The sequence below is a fragment of the Legionella shakespearei DSM 23087 genome, assembly GCF_000373765.1.
Lineage (GTDB): Bacteria > Pseudomonadota > Gammaproteobacteria > Legionellales > Legionellaceae > Legionella > Legionella shakespearei.
The window spans coordinates 18,376-36,510 of record NZ_KB892398.1 but is presented as its reverse complement, the minus strand read 5'-3'; the positions used below and the strand labels follow the sequence as shown (position 1 = coordinate 36,510).

Here is an 18,135-nt window from a genome sequence, read left to right as displayed (position 1 = left end):
TTCCTATCGAATATAACGGCCATCTAAAAATTTCATTGCCAGATCCAGATAATCAGGCCGCTCGGAATGTTTAATTAATTCAAAAAACAGCATTTCTTTAGTGATTAAGTGGCAGCTTGTTTTGTTTAAACGTTGCAATGCATATTGGTTATCTTGTCTGTTGCGAGCCGAAATACTATCAGCTAATACAAAAACTTCATATCCCAAATTAATTAAATCAGTGACTGATTCATAAATGCATACATGGGATTCTGCTCCTGCTATAACCACTTGCTTTCTATTCAATCCGTTCAAATAATCAATAATTGCCGGTTCATCAGTAATGGAAAAATGATGCTTTTTTAACAGGGTGGCATCGGGGGCAATCTCCAGCAGTGATGGGGCCAGTTTGCCCAGTTTATCATGGGCTATCAGGCCGGCAGGAAGACCATGAGTATGGAACAAATCAGCAAGCCAGATGCAATTATGAGTTAAATTGGCACTGTCTTCCAACAGGGGAATGAGATCAAGTTGCATATTAAATATTAATAAACTGGCTTCATTAAATTCTACTTTCATAGTATCTCTCAATTAAAATAAAAGCTCACTCATTACATGATGAGCAAATTTTTGGTTTATTTTTAATTTTTTTGCCAAAGAGAATGCCTTCTGATTGACTCCGGTTTTTATTTTTTCTGTTTTGGAATAAATTCCCATAAATTGTTTTATGGTGTTAAATTGTGCTTTGGCCAGCCAGTTCTCTTCAAAGGGATAGGCAGCACCCAGATGATGAGCTATGACCAGCCCTGAAACCATTGCCCCTTCATGACCCGTCAACGAATAATCCGTACCGCAATACCAAAGATTATTTTTCCCCTGAATCGTATGAACCTGCATTTTATTCCATAAATCTTTGGGACGCAGTTTTGGCAGGCGCCAGTTTTTAGTGACGATTATTTTATCACTATCCAGGGTTTCTGCTCTATCAAAACTTACGAAAAGTTCTTGTTCCAGTTGATAATAGGGTTGTAAGTGATTGATTACCCGGGTCAAATAGCCGGGGAAATCGTAGCTTGGAGTGTCTGCCAATTCGAATTGAAAATACTCATTGGCTTGCTGGGGTAAATTCAGTGCGCTCTTATCAGTATGCAGGCTCGATTGCACATCAACATACTCAAAAGCAGCCAATATTTTTTGTTGCAAGGCATCCGGATTTTTAATTAATTTCAATGCGATTTCAGCCTGACAGGCAAAAACCACCCGTTTTGCTTCCATGGTTTCATTATTATCCAGGGTGATAATCACTTTATCCGCCTGAGGGGCAACGTGTTTGACCTTGCAATTCAAGCGAATTTTATCCTGTAATTGTGCCGAGAGTTTGAGTAAATACTGGTGAATTCCACCAGATAATTTACGCCAGTGGCAGGGCGAGAAAAAGGATAAAAGGTTCATGTTAAAGGATAAAGCCACGTAGAGTAATGAATAATCCAGTGATGGGGCGCGGCATCCGGAAAAGGTAGTTAAAATGGGAAGTAAAACCTGTTTAGCGAAGTCATCAGAATAATTCCTTTGCTTGACAAAATCACCTACTGACAATCGTTTTAAAGCATCTTTATTTTTAAATACCAGACTTTGCAGATCATTATGAAAACGATTCATTTCATCAAAGAAGCGCTCATTGAGTGTGCCACCCAGGCGGCTGTTACTCCAATAATTGTGTTCTCTGTCTTCTGAGCTGAAAGCACAAAAGGAGAGAGGGGCTATGTAGCTTGGTAATTGCAGCTGATTGATCAAGGCAAAAAAATTGGGGGACAAGCGTTCGTGTATGTATTCCACCCCCATGTCTATTGCAATTTTTTTATCATTGACCTGCACTTCATGGGTGTAGGCATGGCCACCAATTTCAGCGCCTGCTTCTAATAAAGTCACATCATGAGTTTTACTGAGCGCCCATAATGCGCCCATGCCGGCACCGCCGCCACCGATGATAATTATTTCTTTCACTTTGAATCCTTGTTGTGAGCCAAAATCTGTTGATTCAGTTGGGTCAGGACATGGCCTGGCCCAACTTCATTGAAGATAACTTGTGGATTGTTGCTTATGATCTGGGTAATGCTTTGTCGCCATCGTACCGGTTGAACCAATTGATAGGCGAGTTCCTCAAGTAAATGGCTGGTTGTAATAAGTCCGCCATGGGTTGTGGAAATAACGGGAATTTGTGGTTCAGCAAATTGGAATGGCGTTAAAAAATTAAAAAAGGCACTGGCTGCTTCTTTCATGTAACGCGAGTGGAATGCGCCACTTACAGCAAGAGAGACTACACGAAAGTTGTGGTTTTGCAGTAAGGGCTTTAATTCATCAAGGCGATTCTTTTTACCGCTGAGTACCCGCTGGGTGTAGGTATTGTCATTGGCTACGTCCACATCAGTGAAACCAAGACTAACCAGCAGATCATCGAGTTTATCGCAATCGGCTCCGATGACGGCCAGCATGGAACCGTTTTGTGCCTGAGCCATTAATCGCGCCCGTTCTTTTACTATGGATAAACCTTGGGTAAAGGTAACTACTCCTGCGGCGAACAGAGCAGGGTAGAGTCCAAGGCTGTGTCCGGTTACGGCATCGGGTTTACTTTTTTTATTCAGGTAGGCAAGGGTGCATACCAGATACAGCAGCGGTTGAGTGTATTGGGTGAAATTCAGTTTTTGGCCGTCATCATTCAGGCAGGCATCAACCACATCGTAACCAAGAAGTTCTGATGCTTCTTTTATTTCTTGAGGATAGCCGGGGAAAAGATCTTTACCCATTCCTACGTGTTGGGAACCTTGTCCTGGAAACATGTCGATTATCATATGTATGCCTTAATTTGTTATGTCATCCCCGATCCACGTCGTTTCTTCGCGCGTCTTTTTGCGCGAAGGATCTCCAAATATTGGCACCATGCCGCTTTCAGGAGATCCTTCACGCAAAAAGACGCGCGAAGAAACGACGTGGATCGGGGGCGGCCGGGCACGGATTGTGCCACAACCACGCATCACTCATGGATTGAGCTCTACCATTTCTCCGCCGTCCCGCGGCTTGTCCGCGGGATCCAGGGATCTAGGCTCGGAGTGAGATCTCTGGATCCCGCGGACAAGCCGCGGGACGGCGGAACCTAAGTATCTCCCGCTTGCTTCCCGGCTGCAAGCAGACCGGGCTACGGATTATGCCACAGTTCTGCACCACTCATGGATTGAGCTCTACCATTTTGATTGATTTCATTGTTCCGGTCGGTTCTGCGGCTTTTTCAAACAATTTATCTGTTGTTGAAACTATAGACACAACACCTTTGAGTTCAATCAATACATTACCATCCACATCACTGAGTTCAATATCATAACTGCTGCTCGACTTAGGTATGCACGAGCAATAAACCGGCTGACATAATTCAGGTACATCAAACACGGTGATTTGCTCAATTAAAAAGGGAACTTTAACCCTGTCATCTGCTCTGTTATCCAGTTCAGTCAGTATGGCCGTTTGCAGTGCTCCATCAATTAAAGCTGGTGAAAGAGTGTAACCCCAGTCCTTGTCGACACAAAGAACTGAATGTACCTGATTTCCAGAAACCGATGCCTGTAAAATGACCTGGAAACTGCTGCCATAGTTATAACCTTTGCTTTTAAAGTGCTGATAAATTTCCTGCGCAGAAAAAGTTTTAGCCTGATGAGCATGAACAAAACTGCCGGGCTTTTTCATAGCTGTTACTGGAGCCGCTAATTCTGCCTGGCTGTAAACAAGAGACTGACCTTTTTCCTTAATCTGGTAATGGGAACCGTCTTGAACAACATGCAGAGACTCAGGTTCTGTGATTACTTTTTTCCACAGCACATTAGTCAGTGACTGGAAGGGGGCTTGTTCATAGATCATCGACAGGCTAAGGGCTGCAGGAGCAATGGGCTGGCCTAAAATAACATGCTCATTCACAATGTCATCACGATGCGACAGTCTGGTTTCCTGCGCATCCAGCCAATGTTTAAACTGGTCAAAGGGATACGCTGGCAAAGAGACCGAATAGTTTGATTGAAACAAAGGACGAAAATCAATATCCAGCCCTTGATCAAACAGGTTTATCAGAGCAAGCGCATCCTGTTTATTTCTCCTGCCGTTATCCAGATAGGAAGACATCAAGGGAGCTGGCAGGCTGTTTGAATGGGCAACTGGTGATTGTGCTCTTAACCGTCTGTGAGTCAGCAAAGGTACTTCGCACAACCTGATTAATTCATCACGGCTTTCAACAACCAGACCAAGACGCATTTTTTGCGGGCTTCTTATACAGCAATAAGCGTAACTCAGGGCAGCAAGATCATCTTTTGCATGCAGTAACACCTTCCTTAAGTTGATTAATTCTTTCTGTAAAGCACCATAAGAGTGAGCAGATAAAGGAAAGAAATAATGAGGAACACGTTCTGCCTGCATTTTTTCCTGTTCACAAGACTCTATAATAACATGGGCATTCGCACCACCGGCTCCAAATGAACTGATTGCTGTGCGGAAAGGATTTTGATGATAGTCCGTGAGTGTCTTGTTGATGAAAAACGGAGTATTTTGTAACTGTAAATGCGGGTTTTCAACAGCGCTGTGCAGGCTTGGGGTGCGCTTTTTATGTTTCATTTGCAGCGCTACTTTAACTACCGAGGCAAGGCCTGCTGCCGATTCCAAATGGCCGAGATTCCCTTTAATTGAACTCAAAGCTATGCTTTGTTTGTCCACGGAGCCATAAGCTTCTGTTAAGGCCCTGATTTCAATAGGATCACCGAGCTCTGTTCCGGTACCATGCGCTTCAACCATATGAATGTCTCTGGCTTCCAGTTTTGCACGTGTCAGTGCTTTTTTTATCAGTTCACTTTGTGCTTTGGGGTTTGGTGCAGAATAGCCATTGGCTTTGCCGCCGGCATTAATTGAACTGCCACGAATAAGCCCGTAAATATTCAGGTTTTGTTCTAATGCTTTTTGATACGGCATAATAACGATGCTGATTATTCCTTCCCCATCCACGAATCCATCTGCATTTTGGCCAAAAGGCTTGCATTGTTCACTGGGGGAGAGCATGTGTAACTGGCATAACACATCAATTTGCCTTGGATGGCAAATGAGATTTACTCCCCCGACCACAGCCATTTCGCAATCCCCATGATGGAGAGCCGTTATTGCCGTATGCAAGGCAGTGAGTGATGAAGAGCAGGCGCTGTCTATCGCAAAGCTTGGTCCATGCCAATTGAACTGATAAGAAATGCGGTTCGCTATGGACCAAAACAAGGAACTGGGCGGCGCACTGTGTGGCTTATTGGGAGTCAACCAGGAATAGCCGTGGTTCATCACACCCACATAACAGCCTATATTTTGGCCGCTTAATTCTTTCATGCAAAGACCTGCGTCTTCAATCGCATGATAGGTAGTTTGCAGGAAATGGCGCTCCTGCGGATCCATTCGTTCTGCATCAATGGGCGCTATATTGAAAAACTGATGGTCAAAAGAACTGATGTCATTAATTAAGGCTGCTGTCTGAGTATAAGACTTAGAGTCTTTATCTTTAATCCAGCGCTCCGAGGGTATTGGTTTAAAGGCATCTTCGCCCTTAGATAGCAAATCCCATAACGCGTCACAGCTGTCTGCTCCGGGAAATTTACCTGCAATTCCGACTATAGCAATTGCGTCTTTTCGGTCTGGATCAATTGGCTGGATTATTGCCGGTTGCGTCACTTCTGGCAGTGTTATAACTTCGTTAGTGGCAACAGCTTCAGATAGCGAATTATGTTCATTAATATAATCGGCTAACAAAGTAATCGTTGGGTATTCAAACAAAATAGTTGCTGGCAAATAGCCTGTCTTTTTTTGTATTGCAGTGACTATTTCCAGAGAAATTAATGAATCTATACCTAATTCACTAAAGGGTGTATTGGCATCCAGTTCGCTTTCAGGAGTATGCAAAATCTGGGAAATAGTGCTGCGGATCAACTGGGTCAGATAAGGAATATTGGATTGCTGTTCACTTTTAGGCTCAGGCTGATTACTTTGAAACACTGCTGCAAAATGCTCTGAAAAATAAGTGCTGAGCTTATTTAAAGTAGGGTATTCAAACAACAGCGTTGCAGGAACATAACCCACTTTATCTGTCATTGGTTTTATTAACTCAAGAGAAATGAGGGAATCAATTCCATATTCGCTAAATGGAGTATCAGCCTGTATCTCATGTTCACTCATATGCATGACTTTGCAAATGAGTTGTTTTAACCAGTTATACGCCTGATTAGAGCTGGGTTGGGCACTTTGGTTCATAGCCTGTGCAGGAACTTCCTGCTTTAGATCTTCCCGTTGAATCACTGGATGCGATGTGCCGCGATGTGCTTCAATAACGTGCTGGCCAAAATCACCGTGATCGTAGCATTCAGCGAATCCTGCACCCGTGAGTATTTTTTTCCAGGTAGCCAAATCCAGCAGGGGACTGTAAGGGATCCGCATTTCATCCTGACTGAGCCACCAGCCATCGGTGAGACCAAAAGTCAGGGTAGCAAAATCCTGGCGACTGGTAATTTCGTTAAGCAGAAGAACCCCATTGTTTCGCAGCAACTGGAATAAATTGCGCGCACTGTCGCCAATCGAACTGGTCGCATGAATGACATTGGTTGCAATAATAATGTCGAACGGTTCTATATCCTTGGGTGGTTGTTCAATGTTTACTATTTTGTATTCAATGAAGTGATAATCAGCGAATTCTTTTCGCGCTTTATTGAGAAACGCATGAGACAAATCGGAATAAACATAATGTACTGCTTTGCCTTTTAATCTCGGCAGCACTTTTTCACTGGTACTTCCGGTTCCCGCTCCAATTTCCAGAATACGGACGGTTTTTCCTTGTTGCATGGCTTGATTGACATAGCGCTCAACAGCTAAGGCAACTCCTTCATTGTAATAATCTGCTACCGGGTTATTGCGATAGACGGGTTCTACCAGAGCAAAACTGCCTTGAGGGAACATGATGGACAGAGGACAGGTTTCCCCGGTGAGAATTGCAGGCAAATGGCTGAGGCAGGCATCAATTAAATTCAGATGGCCTTGCAATTCGGGAAATGTTGCCAGTAACTGGTTTCTATCAGGTGAGTCAGCATAACTTATATGGGACAGTGCTTCCCATAATTTTTCATATTTACTGCTTATGGTCTGTGGCTTGGCAACACGCGATAAATAATATTTGGAATAGCGATCCAGGGCATCCATCATTGCTTTGTTGTGTTTCACCTTGCTCTGTTCTTTATCAAAAGAAGGCAGCAATCGGCGGCTTGGGCTGGTATTGATTCCCATATTATTTAATGCCTTTTGGGATCCTTTGACCATAACCACTTGCGGCAGATTATGTTGCAGACATTGCTCAATGACTGCCAGGCCTTCTGCTGCAGTGATGGAGCTGATTTCCTGACTTTGCATGCGTTGGCGATAAAAATCATTGGCAACAATTCCATGTTCACCCCAAAAGCCCCAATTAATAATATGAGTGTTGATGTGGAATATATCTTTTATCATTTCCGCCAGGGCGTCTTTGGCCAAACAGGCAGCCGTGTAGTTGGCCTGCCCTGCATTGGCTATAAAGGACTGAATGGAAGAAAAGAAAAGGATAAAATCAAATTGGCGATGCGCTATGGCTTGAATCAAATTAACCGTTCCCTGCACCTTGGGAGCCAAAACCGACAGTAATTTTTCTGCAGGCATTGCCATGATGGAGGCATCGTCAAGAACCAGCGCTGAGTGAATAATACCATCGATATGCTGATGACGTTGCAACAAGCTTTTCATCTCTTCTTCGCTGGTTAAATCAACTTGTTCCAGAATAATATTGGGATTGGTAAATTGACGCATTACCTCTGGCGACGCGGCTCTTCTGCTGGTCAGAATGACCTGGGCCTGGTACGTGTCACATAAATAATTAGCCAGAAGGGAACCCAAGCCTCCGGTACCGCCTAAAATCAGATAGCATCCTTTATGCTTAAATCCACCTGCTTTCAATTCATTCAGTAAAAGCGGTTGTAATTCTTTTACCGAACAATGCTCATCATCCAGAAAGATTGGGGATAATGGCGACAATGGGTTTAAAGTATCCAGTTTTTTCAGCATATGTTGCGTCAGTTTTTCAGCATGGATGCTATTAATAGTGGCATTAGGCATTTCCTTGGCGAAGGTTTGCGCCAATCCTAAATAAACCGCATCCAGAGGATTTGTCACCACATTACTGTTAGCGCTTTTAAGAGCGTTTAATGCAACTACAGACAATTTAAAGCGGCTCAAACGCTTGAGCGACTGCAACCAGCTCAGGAACAAAACATGCTCTGAATCAGCTTTTGTATGCGACCAGGTGGAGTGGCTGACAAAGACCATATGAGGTACAGGCGCAGTCTGGCAAAGAGAAAAAATGGTTTCAAATACCTGTTCATTTTCCAATTCAAAAACAGGCACCCCTGGTGCTAATGAGTTAAGTTGTGCCTTTAATTGCGCTTGATTCGCAGGAAGGACGAAGCACTGGGTTTTTACTTCATCGCCAAAGGTATCATTTGCAGTTTTGTTAGCCCAAAGAGGGGTAAATAATTTATTTTCTGAGCAATGAAATGAGTGGCTGTTTGACATGAATTCCTCTTTGGTTGGCTGTTTCCTGTTCTTGTGTGTTATTTTTAGAGCAATTTGAAGGTTCATAAATACTCAGAAAGCGATTATAATTGGCGTTGAAAAAAAATAAAAGACAGAGATGTTAAAATATGAACTTTGAGCGCCGTTCGACTCAGGCATATCATTTAATTGGTGCTGAGCAGTTAAGAATAGAAAACGGAGTGTATCCGCGAGATTATCTTCATCTAATCGTTAAAGACGATGTTGATGCGTTTAATATGAGCTCTGACACCTATGAACTAAGTCTCAACAGGCAACTGGCTCCATTATGGAATGCTTTAGAGCGCTTTCTTGCTCATGGTGGATCACGAATTGCCATTGAGCTGCGAGACCTTAAAGGTACATGGCAGCAGCAGGCGAGTTTTGTTTACCATTTGCTTAAAAATGTGGGTACTCATTATTGTGAGTTGTTGCTAATCGATGATGAGCCTAATGTTTTTTCAGGACTTTTAACCGGGGCAGTGACGGCATTTTCCCATGAAGCACAGGTTAAAATAGCGCGTGTTACTGCGCAAAATTCAGATGTATTAAATGTTCTTCCCTCATTGTTTCATCACTGCTTTTCATCAGAACAATTGGGTCATTATCATTTTGGAAACAATACCTTATCGTTTTCCAGCTGGCAGCCCTTAACCGCAACCGCTTCTACAAGCCAGTCTTTTTCCGGCAATGTATTAATCACTGGAGGCGCTGGTGCGATTGGCCAATTATTGGCAGAGCATTTATACAAACAACATCATTGCCAGGTCTTTTTGACAGGGCGAAAACCCTTAAGTGCAGAACGTGCGGCGAATTTAAAACAAATAAAAGCCAAAGCCTATTTTCAGGCTGACTGCACTCAATTTGAAGAAATGCAGGATATTGTTCATTACATTAATAATCAGTATGGCGCGCTGAATCATATTATTCATTTGGCAGGGAACCTGAATGACTCTTTGTTTGTTAACAAAGAGGAGAGTATTTTTTTAAACACCATAGAAGTAAAACTTGCTGGTGCGCAGGTGATTGCACGACTCGCTGAACAATTCAAACCGCATTCAGTGACCCTGTTTTCTTCGTTGTCTGCCGTTACAGGAAATATTGGTCAGACCGATTATGCCGCGGCTAATGCCAGCCTGAATGAATTGGCAAGACGTCACAATGGTAAAAACCGGACACAATGGTCTTCCATCAACTGGGGCTTATGGGAAACAGAACAAGGGATGCAAATGCCCGATTCTGCAAGCATGTTGCCCATGAAATCCGAAGAGGCATTAGCGCTTCTGGATTTGATTCATGCCAACAATCTTGTCGTGACTACGGTGTATAACGGGACGGATCAATTATTAAATCCAGGCCATAAAACCGAAAGTGCAGTCTCTTCTCAGGCGCAACTCGCAACGGACAAGGCGCGAAAACGCCTAAAGGAAATCATTGTCGAATGCACGAAAATTAAAAATCTGGATGATGATGTTTCATTATTGGAAAAGGGTGTTGACTCGATTATTGCGACCCATATAGCCATTCATATTGAAAAAGAGCTAACCCAGTCTGGTGCTGCATGTAAAATACCCAAAACCTTGATTTTCCAACACGCCAGTGTGAATCAGATTTTTGCTTATCTGATGGAAAACCATTTGGCTGCATTACAATCAGTTTTTCCTGATTCTACAATCCAGGTAGCAACAAATGAAAAGCAGCATGAACTGCGTGTGCCTGAAACTGCAAAACCTTCTGAGGATAACGATCATTTCGCCATAGTTGCTGCAGCCGGTGAATTTCCCGAAGCAGTGGATTTGCATGAATTCTGGGAACTCATTAAAAACGGCAGTAATGCAATCAAACCCATACCCAAACAACGCTGGGATTGGCAAGAGCAATTCAGTCTTGATGAAAAGGGAAAAAGTTATTGCCGTCAGGGTGGTTTTATCCGGGAAGCGGCTTTGTTTGATAACGCCTATTTTAAAATCACGCCTCGTGATGCGCAAAAAATGACACCTGAGGCAAGACGCTTGTTGCATCAAAGCTATTATGCTCTGGAGCAATGTAATTTCCTCAAAAGCCTTGAGGGTAATGTTGCTGTTTTTGTCGCTAACATGTACGCGCATTATCAAAATTTGAATAAAGAAAATGAGTTGGTGGACAGTTCATTATCCGCTATGGCAAACCACATTTCCTATGCTTTTGGTTTTAATGGCGCCAGTATGGGAGTTGATTCCATGTGTTCGGGCGGCCTTAATGCCTTACATATTGCTTTGAATAGTTTAAAACTTCATGACTGTAACGCTGTTCTGGTGGGTGCTGCCAACATTATGTCTCATCCTGGTAAGTACCGCTTTTTATCTGAAAATAAATTTTTAAGCCCTTCGGGCAAATGCCAAAGTTTTGGTATCGCTGCCGATGGTTATGTCCCCGGAGAGGGCTGTGTTGTTCTGGTCATAAAACGATTAAATGATGCAAAGGCTGCCAATGACAAAATTCTGGGCGTTATTCGTGGCAGCGCCATAAATTCCAATGGCGCACACAGTGCCATGACTGTTCCTTCGGCAACAGCGCAGGCTCAGGTGATTAAAAAGGCTTTGGATAAAAGCGGGCTTAATCCGGAAGACATCAGTTATATAGAAACTCATGGCACAGGTACATCATTGGGCGATCCCATTGAAATTTCCGGACTGAATCAGGTCTATGGCCAGAATAATAATTCAATAGCGATTGGTTCTTTAAAAAGTAATATAGGCCATCTGGAAGCAGCCGCAGGCCTTGCTTCTGTAGTTAAGGTACTGTTGCAAATGCACTATAGAATGAAGGTGCCAAGTATTCATTGTGATATTGAAAATCCTTTATTGGGCTTGGAACAAACTCCCTTCGTCATTCAAAAGAACGTGTCACCCTGGGGCAATGATGAAGAGCAGGTTGTCTATGCGGGGGTTAGCGCTTTTGGGGCTGGAGGTGCTAACGGACATGTGATTTTGCAAAGTCCTCCTCGACAGTATGCTTATGATGAGTTGCCTCGTGCAAAGAATAAATTAAAGGGGACTCAGCCGTTTTGGATTGATCTGCAAAGTGGGGTCGGTAAAATTAAACATGCTGCCCAGGCAGTTCAGATTGAAAAAGACAAAGCGCTTTGGATGACTAAAAAAACAGAGCTTTGTGATTCGCCACTTGTGTCTGTGTACGAAGAGGTTGAAACCTTATTTCTGGTAACGGCTGCACAAAAGCAAATACTCTTCGCACAACAAAAGCAATGTTTACTTTTGGATGATGCTGCTTTCCAATTGGATGCCATATTCCAGCAACAGCCTCATAAAAAATATGTGGTTGTAAATTTAACTGCTTTGGGTGAGAGTGAGGACGATTCCTATTTATTAAAGCATTTCGATTTTTCCAAAAGCCTTACTGCTAAAAAAATTCATCTTGATTTGATTTTGGTAAGCCCTCTGGGGCATCAAAGCATTTCTGTATGTCGCCGCGCCGCAATCGATGGCTTGTACCGAACCTTAAAATTGGAACATTCCACCATTAATACTTTGGTGATGCAAAGCGATGATTCCATCTCGCAAATTGCTGAACTCGTGCAAACATGTCAAATCAAAGAAGGTGTTTCCGGTATTTATCAGTACAACCACGGCCACACTAGTTCCGCCGTAGCGCGTAACTTGATGGCAGTGAGCGACGGCCAGTGGCAAAGACAAGTGTTTGGCGAAAATGAAGAATTAATTCAGGATTCGCATGCCCCTTTGTTGAAAGAGGGCGGTGTTTATATTATCAGTGGTGGCCTCGGGGCATTAGGTCAGATCGTCAGTAAATGCCTGTTAAGGCAATACAATGCACGAGTCATTTGTCTGGGGCGTTCTGCGCTCACCGGAACAAAATGGGATCAGTTTCAACAGCTTAAAGCGATAAATCCTCATGTAGCTTATTACCAGGCAGATATTACCGATTCTGTAGCACTCAGCAAAGTTATAACAGAGATTATTGGTCAATACGGCCAGGTGAATGGAGTGATTAACAGCGCTTGTGTTCTTAACGATGGCCTGTTGCGTGAAAAATCTTTTTCTGCCTTTAGTGAAGTTATTAAAAGCAAAATTCAGGGAACTGAAACTCTTGATGAAGTAACCAAAGAATTGGCTCTGGACTTCTTTGTTTCCTTTTCTTCCATGTCTGCTGTGTATTCCAATGTGGGGCAGGCAGACTATTGTATGGCTAATACCTTTGTTGATTATTTTACTGATTATCGTGAAGGTCTGGTGAATAAAGGCCTTCGCCAGGGCAAAAGTATGACCCTAAACTGGCCCTTGTGGGAAGTGGATGGATTATCATTAAGCAAACAAACTATTGCGTTCCTTTGTGAGGCTACGGGTATAGATCCTCTTAATGAACAGCAGGGGGCGCAATTATTTCAGCGTCTTCTGGATAAAAAACATCCGGCTCAGATTATTCCATTACAAGGGAATAAAAAGAATATACGGGCAAAATTACTGATGAAACAATCCGTTGATCGTGTTACGGAACGATCTCTGGATGATTTGACCGCGTCAGTCATTGCAGCACTTAGCGAAGTGACGCACCAAAATCCTGCAACCCTGACTCCTGAAACCGGGATTAATGAATTGGGCATGTCCTCCGTGCTGTTGACTGAACTCGCTGGTCTGCTTGAGAAAAAATCGGGAGTTCCCATCGCGCCCAGCGCTTTCTTTTCCTATAACAGCGTATTGAAAATAGCTCAGTACTTGAATCAGAAAATGCCGCAGCAAAAAGTGGACGCGGTGTCGCATGCTCCTGTTGTTCGTGTTGACATGCGCACCGATTTGAGTGAAGACAATAATAATGAGTTTGCCATTATTGGCTTTTCTGCGCTGTTGCCCGGAAGTTCGGACTCTGAGCCTTTTTGGGACATGCTGTTACAGAACAAATCGGCAGTAAGGCAGGTAAGCCGTTGGGATGGGGAATATTTTGCGGCAACCCTGGATGACATCAGACAATTTGATAACCAGTTTTTTAATTTATCCAACAGAGAAGCCATGTTGATGGATCCTCAGCATAGGCTGTTTCTGCAGGAAAGTTATAAGGCCTTGCTCGATGCAGGTTATCCGCCAGCGACCATGAAAGCGGTTGGTGTTTTTGCGGGGGTGCAGTTTAATGATTATCAAACCTTGCTGAGCAAGAACAACATAGCGCAACATCCTTACATGGCTACAGGTAATTCTCATGCCATGCTGGCCAACAGAGTGTCTTATTTATTTGATTTTAATGGCCCAAGCCAGACAGTTGATACCGCCTGCTCCAGTACCCTGATTGCCGTCAATCGCGGTATTTTGGCTTTGAAAAACAATGAATGCGAACTTGCCTTGTGTGGTGCAGTCAGCCTGCTGATTGATTCAGGGGTTACAGAAGCGGCAAAAAGCATGGGTGTTTTGTCCCCTAATTACCGCTGTGCTACTTTTGATGAACAAGCTGATGGTTACGTGAGAGGTGAGGGTGCAGGAGTCTTTGTTATCAAACGTCTTAAGGATGCATTACGCGATAAAGATGCCATTCATGCGGTGATTACAGCTTGTGCTGAAAACCATGGTGGCAAAGCCAATTCGCTCACGGCACCTAATCCGGCTGCCCAAAAGGAGTTGCTGCTCAAAGCCTACACCCCTGCATTGGCAGGTCAGGTCAGTTATATAGAAACCCACGGCACCGGAACCAAGCTTGGTGATCCCATTGAAATTGACGCCTTGACTCAAGCCTTCACCGAATTACTTCCAGATGCGGCTAAAAACAGTATTTTGCTTGGTTCTGTAAAGACTAACGTGGGGCATCTTGAGCCAGCGGCAGGAGTGGCCTCAATGGTCAAAGTCATTTGTGCTTTAAAGCATGGAATCATTCCTGCTAATTTACATTTTAATACGCTGAATCCTTATATCGATTTGCACAATAGTCCTTTTAAAATCGTTGCTGAGAATACTCCTTGGGATAAGCAAGAGCGAGTTGCGGGCATCAGTTCTTTTGGTTTTGGTGGTTCTTATGCTCATGTGGTTTTAAGGCAAGCCCCGGCGAGCACAGTGTCACCATCTCGGCAGGCAGAATGTTACTTTCCTCTCTCGGCGCGAAAGCCACAATTGCTGCAACTGATGAAAAAAGAGTTGCTTGCTTTTCTTACCAAAGAAAAGGACTGTTCCGCAGAAGCACTATCTTATATGTTGACGTGCCGAAGAGAACACTTCAGGCATCGCTTTATTTGCAAGTGCTCTTCTCTTGATGAGTTGATGAGGCATTTGCAAACGGATGATGCCGTGACGCTGCTTGAGGATGAGGTAATGCATTCTTTTATGGCTGGAAAAGATGTTGTGTGGGAACAGCATTTCTCAGAGCAAATTACAAAATTACATATACCCGGATATGTATTTGAACAAAAAGAATTTTGGTTTGACTCAAGCATCACTGAGTCTGTAGTGGAGTTGGCACATGAATAGTCAGGATAAAATCGCACTGGTTGGTATGGCATGCCGGCTTCCCGGTGCCAATTCATTAAATGAGTTTTGGGATAATTTGTTAAGCGGTACGGTTTCGACTAAAAAAACGCGGACCTGGTCTGATGACAGCAGTGCAATATCTGGTTTTATTGACAACCCCAACAGTTTTGATGCTGCATTTTTCAATGTTTCACCGAACGAAGCCCAATGTATGAGCCCGCAATTAAGGCAATTGCTGGAAGTCTCTTATCAGGCTATTGAAAACAGTGGATTATCCGTAGCACAACTGGCTGAATTGAATACGGGTGTATTTTGCACCAGCTTGCCTGGCGATTATAAAAATTTATTGGCGCAAAATGAACAGGCAGCAGTAAATCCTTACAGTTTTTCAGGTAATGCATTTTCAGCCATTTCGGGAAGATTGTCCTATTTTTATGATTTTCATGGCCCTTCGATTGCCATCGATACCGCCTGTTCTTCCGGTTTGACCGCCCTGCATTTAGCTCAATTATCGCTTAAAAATGGTGATTGCGAGGCCGCTTTAATCGGCGGTGCCAGTATTTTTTCAACCAGTGAATTCCACACTTTGGCTCGCTCCAGCCAAATGCTGTCCCAATCCAATGAATGCGCTGCTTTTGATGAAAAAGCAGATGGTTTTGTTGCCAGTGAGGGCGTGATTTGTCTGGTGCTCATTTCCGAGAAAAAAGCTAAGGAACTGGGCTTGCCTGTTTATGGTTTGATTAAAGAAATCAGTTTAAACCATAATGGTTTAAGTAATGGCCTGATGGCTCCCAATGCCAAGCAACAGGAAGCCTTGATCAGAAAAACCTATCAAAAAGCGGGTTTGACTTTAAATGATATTGCTCTGTTTGAAACGCACGGAACTGCCACAAAACTGGGAGATAGTCTTGAACTGCGAGGACTGACTGAAGCCTTGGCAGTTGATGCGATGCATTCAAACTGCTATTTGGGGGCGTCCAAAATGATCATTGGCCATACTTTGGTTTGCTCTGCTTTGGCATCAGTGGTTAAAACAGCACTGTCTTACCATTACCAGATTATTCCTCCCAATCCTTTATTTAAACATGCGAACCCCTTATTAAACATTCCGGCAGGTCTTAGCATCAATAATCAGCCTGTTCCCTGGCCTGTGGATAAGCATCATGCCAGCATCAGTGCTTATGGTTTTACTGGCTCTAATGGTCATTTGATCATGGAATTTGTTGCTGGTGATGCAAGAGCAATTCCTCAACCCTTTTCTTTTGCCAAAAATGAATACAGCGTCCAACAAAAGATTGGCAAAGTAATGCAGGTTCAGACCGGGACTAAGGCCTTGCAATCCTGTATTGAAATTTTGTGTGAAGTATTGTCTTATCAAAACGAATTAATAGACATTAATAAATCCTTAGCCGAGTTAGGTATAGATTCTTTAACTGCTTTAACGGTATTGAACAAACTGAAAGAACGTGGCTATACCACTTCTGCTGATAAGGTATGGAGCGCTGCCTCGGTTATTGCTTTTTCAAAAGAATTATTAACCCAGACCCATGAATTGCCAGAATTGGAAGTATCCATGAACATCCCGGAAATCCCCGGAGTCACTGCCAATGAGTTGAGGGATTCCGCCGTCCCGCCGCAGGAAGGCGGAGTAGCGCTTAACTTAATGGCAGTGATCCCCGGAATGAGGGCTTATCGCAAGGCAGGCCTAACCTGGTTAAGCAGCACGAATCAGGGCACTGCCCAACTGCTGTTATTACCGCCATTGAACAGTGATTATAAGGCCTGGTTGCGGCAGATACCTATGTTGCTCAAGCATAACTATCAGGTTCATATCCCCTATTATCCAGGTCATGATACGCATGCGATGAGTGAGCCTTTTGTCCTTGAGAATCTTGCTAAAAAAATTGCTGCTTTTGCGCGTTCTCTGGATGAAAATCCTCATTTCATCGGCTGGTCTTTAGGAGGGATTTTAAGCATATTGGTCGCAGTTGCAGAACCGGAACTCATGAAAAGCATGAGTCTGATTGCCTGTACTACCCGGTTTGATTACAGCCTGTTTGAAAAAACGGTGGAGATGCAGGACGATTTAAGGGCGAACAATGATGTTTTAAAAATTGCGTTTCAGACTGATCAATCGATTAGTGATTATATTTCCTGTAAAACACCGATGAGCATTTTGAAAGACTATTATCAAGAGCTGATGAATCTGTCCATTGATCCTGTAGCGCTGGCACGCATTAATCTGCCCACCCAAATTATTTTAGGCAAGCTGGATCCGGTCATTAACGAACAGCAAATAGAACATTTGAAGGTCATTCCGCATCAGGCACTTACTGTTTTTGAAAAAGCAGGGCATTTCATTCCTATTACTTTTGCCGCTGAATTTAATCAATTAATAACTTCTTTTATAAGCTCGGTTGAATGAGATGGGTGGGGATACAATGCTAGATACTATGACATTAAAAGCAGAAGCAGGGGAACAATTAATCTGGAATCGCCTGCTGCAAAATCCTGAGGATAAATCCTGTACGCTCAGTTATCGATTTCTAATCAATCAGGTGCTCAGCCATGAGCAAATCAATGCGGCTGTTTACTCTTTACTACGCCAGCATCCGGAATTGAATTACCGTTTTTATGCTCATGATGGCGTTTTATATAAACGCCTGCATCAGCCTTCACTAAATCCGGTTACCCGGATTGATGGGCACTCATTGGTAGAAAAAGTTTTATTTTGCGAAACGCTAAATCCTCTTTATTGTTTTCAGTGGCAAGTGCAAGAGGGTGGATTTTATCTTTATGTTCATTTGAGTCACTTGATCATTGATGGAAGCGGCTTTGCATTGCTGGTAAGTGAACTGGAAGCAGCATTTTCAGGGGCACAGAAATCTCACTCCGAACTTGGATCTCTGGATACCGCGGACAAGCCGCGGTACGGCGGAGTATCGCATCACTTAATAGCAGTGAGTAAAGCAACAGGGGATGCGCTCGATACTCCGCCGTCCCGTGGCTTGTCCACGGGATCCAG

General features: G+C 43.5%; 7 protein-coding genes. 3 read left to right on the top strand and 4 right to left on the bottom strand.

Annotated elements, in window-relative coordinates; all coding sequences use genetic code 11:
• Positions 1 to 3: 3 nt before the first annotated feature.
• The 4 genes from B094_RS0107950 to B094_RS0107935 all read right to left on the bottom strand — a co-directional run bounded on the left by B094_RS0107950 (position 4) and on the right by B094_RS0107935 (position 8,631).
• On the bottom strand, positions 4 to 558 hold the full coding sequence (locus tag B094_RS0107950; RefSeq protein ID WP_018577281.1) for an isochorismatase family protein: 555 nt from the start codon (positions 556 to 558) through the stop codon (positions 4 to 6).
• A 12-nt stretch (positions 559 to 570) separates the two neighbouring features.
• On the bottom strand, positions 571 to 1,983 hold the full coding sequence (locus B094_RS15905; protein ID WP_018577280.1) for an FAD-dependent oxidoreductase: 1,413 nt from the start codon (positions 1,981 to 1,983) through the stop codon (positions 571 to 573).
• A complete protein-coding gene (locus B094_RS0107940; RefSeq protein ID WP_018577279.1) occupies positions 1,980 to 2,828 on the bottom strand; it encodes an ACP S-malonyltransferase in 849 nt (282 codons plus the stop codon). The genes B094_RS15905 and B094_RS0107940 overlap by 4 nt, the downstream gene beginning before the upstream one ends.
• 373 nt (positions 2,829 to 3,201) lie before the next feature.
• Positions 3,202 to 8,631: an SDR family NAD(P)-dependent oxidoreductase gene (locus B094_RS0107935; protein ID WP_018577278.1), complete on the bottom strand. Its 5,430-nt coding sequence runs from the start codon at positions 8,629 to 8,631 to the stop codon at positions 3,202 to 3,204.
• Positions 8,632 to 8,759: 128 nt separating this feature from the next.
• On the opposite strand from B094_RS0107935, the gene B094_RS16485 reads away from it, so the two are divergent.
• The 3 genes from B094_RS16485 to B094_RS17445 form a co-directional block, all read left to right on the top strand.
• Positions 8,760 to 15,110, top strand: coding sequence for an SDR family NAD(P)-dependent oxidoreductase (locus B094_RS16485; protein ID WP_018577277.1), 6,351 nt, complete (start codon positions 8,760 to 8,762; stop codon positions 15,108 to 15,110).
• Positions 15,103 to 17,535, top strand: coding sequence for an alpha/beta fold hydrolase (locus B094_RS0107925; RefSeq protein WP_018577276.1), 2,433 nt, complete (start codon positions 15,103 to 15,105; stop codon positions 17,533 to 17,535). The genes B094_RS16485 and B094_RS0107925 overlap by 8 nt, the downstream gene beginning before the upstream one ends.
• 16 nt (positions 17,536 to 17,551) lie before the next feature.
• Positions 17,552 to 18,135 (top strand): condensation domain-containing protein (locus B094_RS17445; RefSeq protein WP_169334270.1); only part of this gene is annotated, 584 nt, incomplete at its 3' end.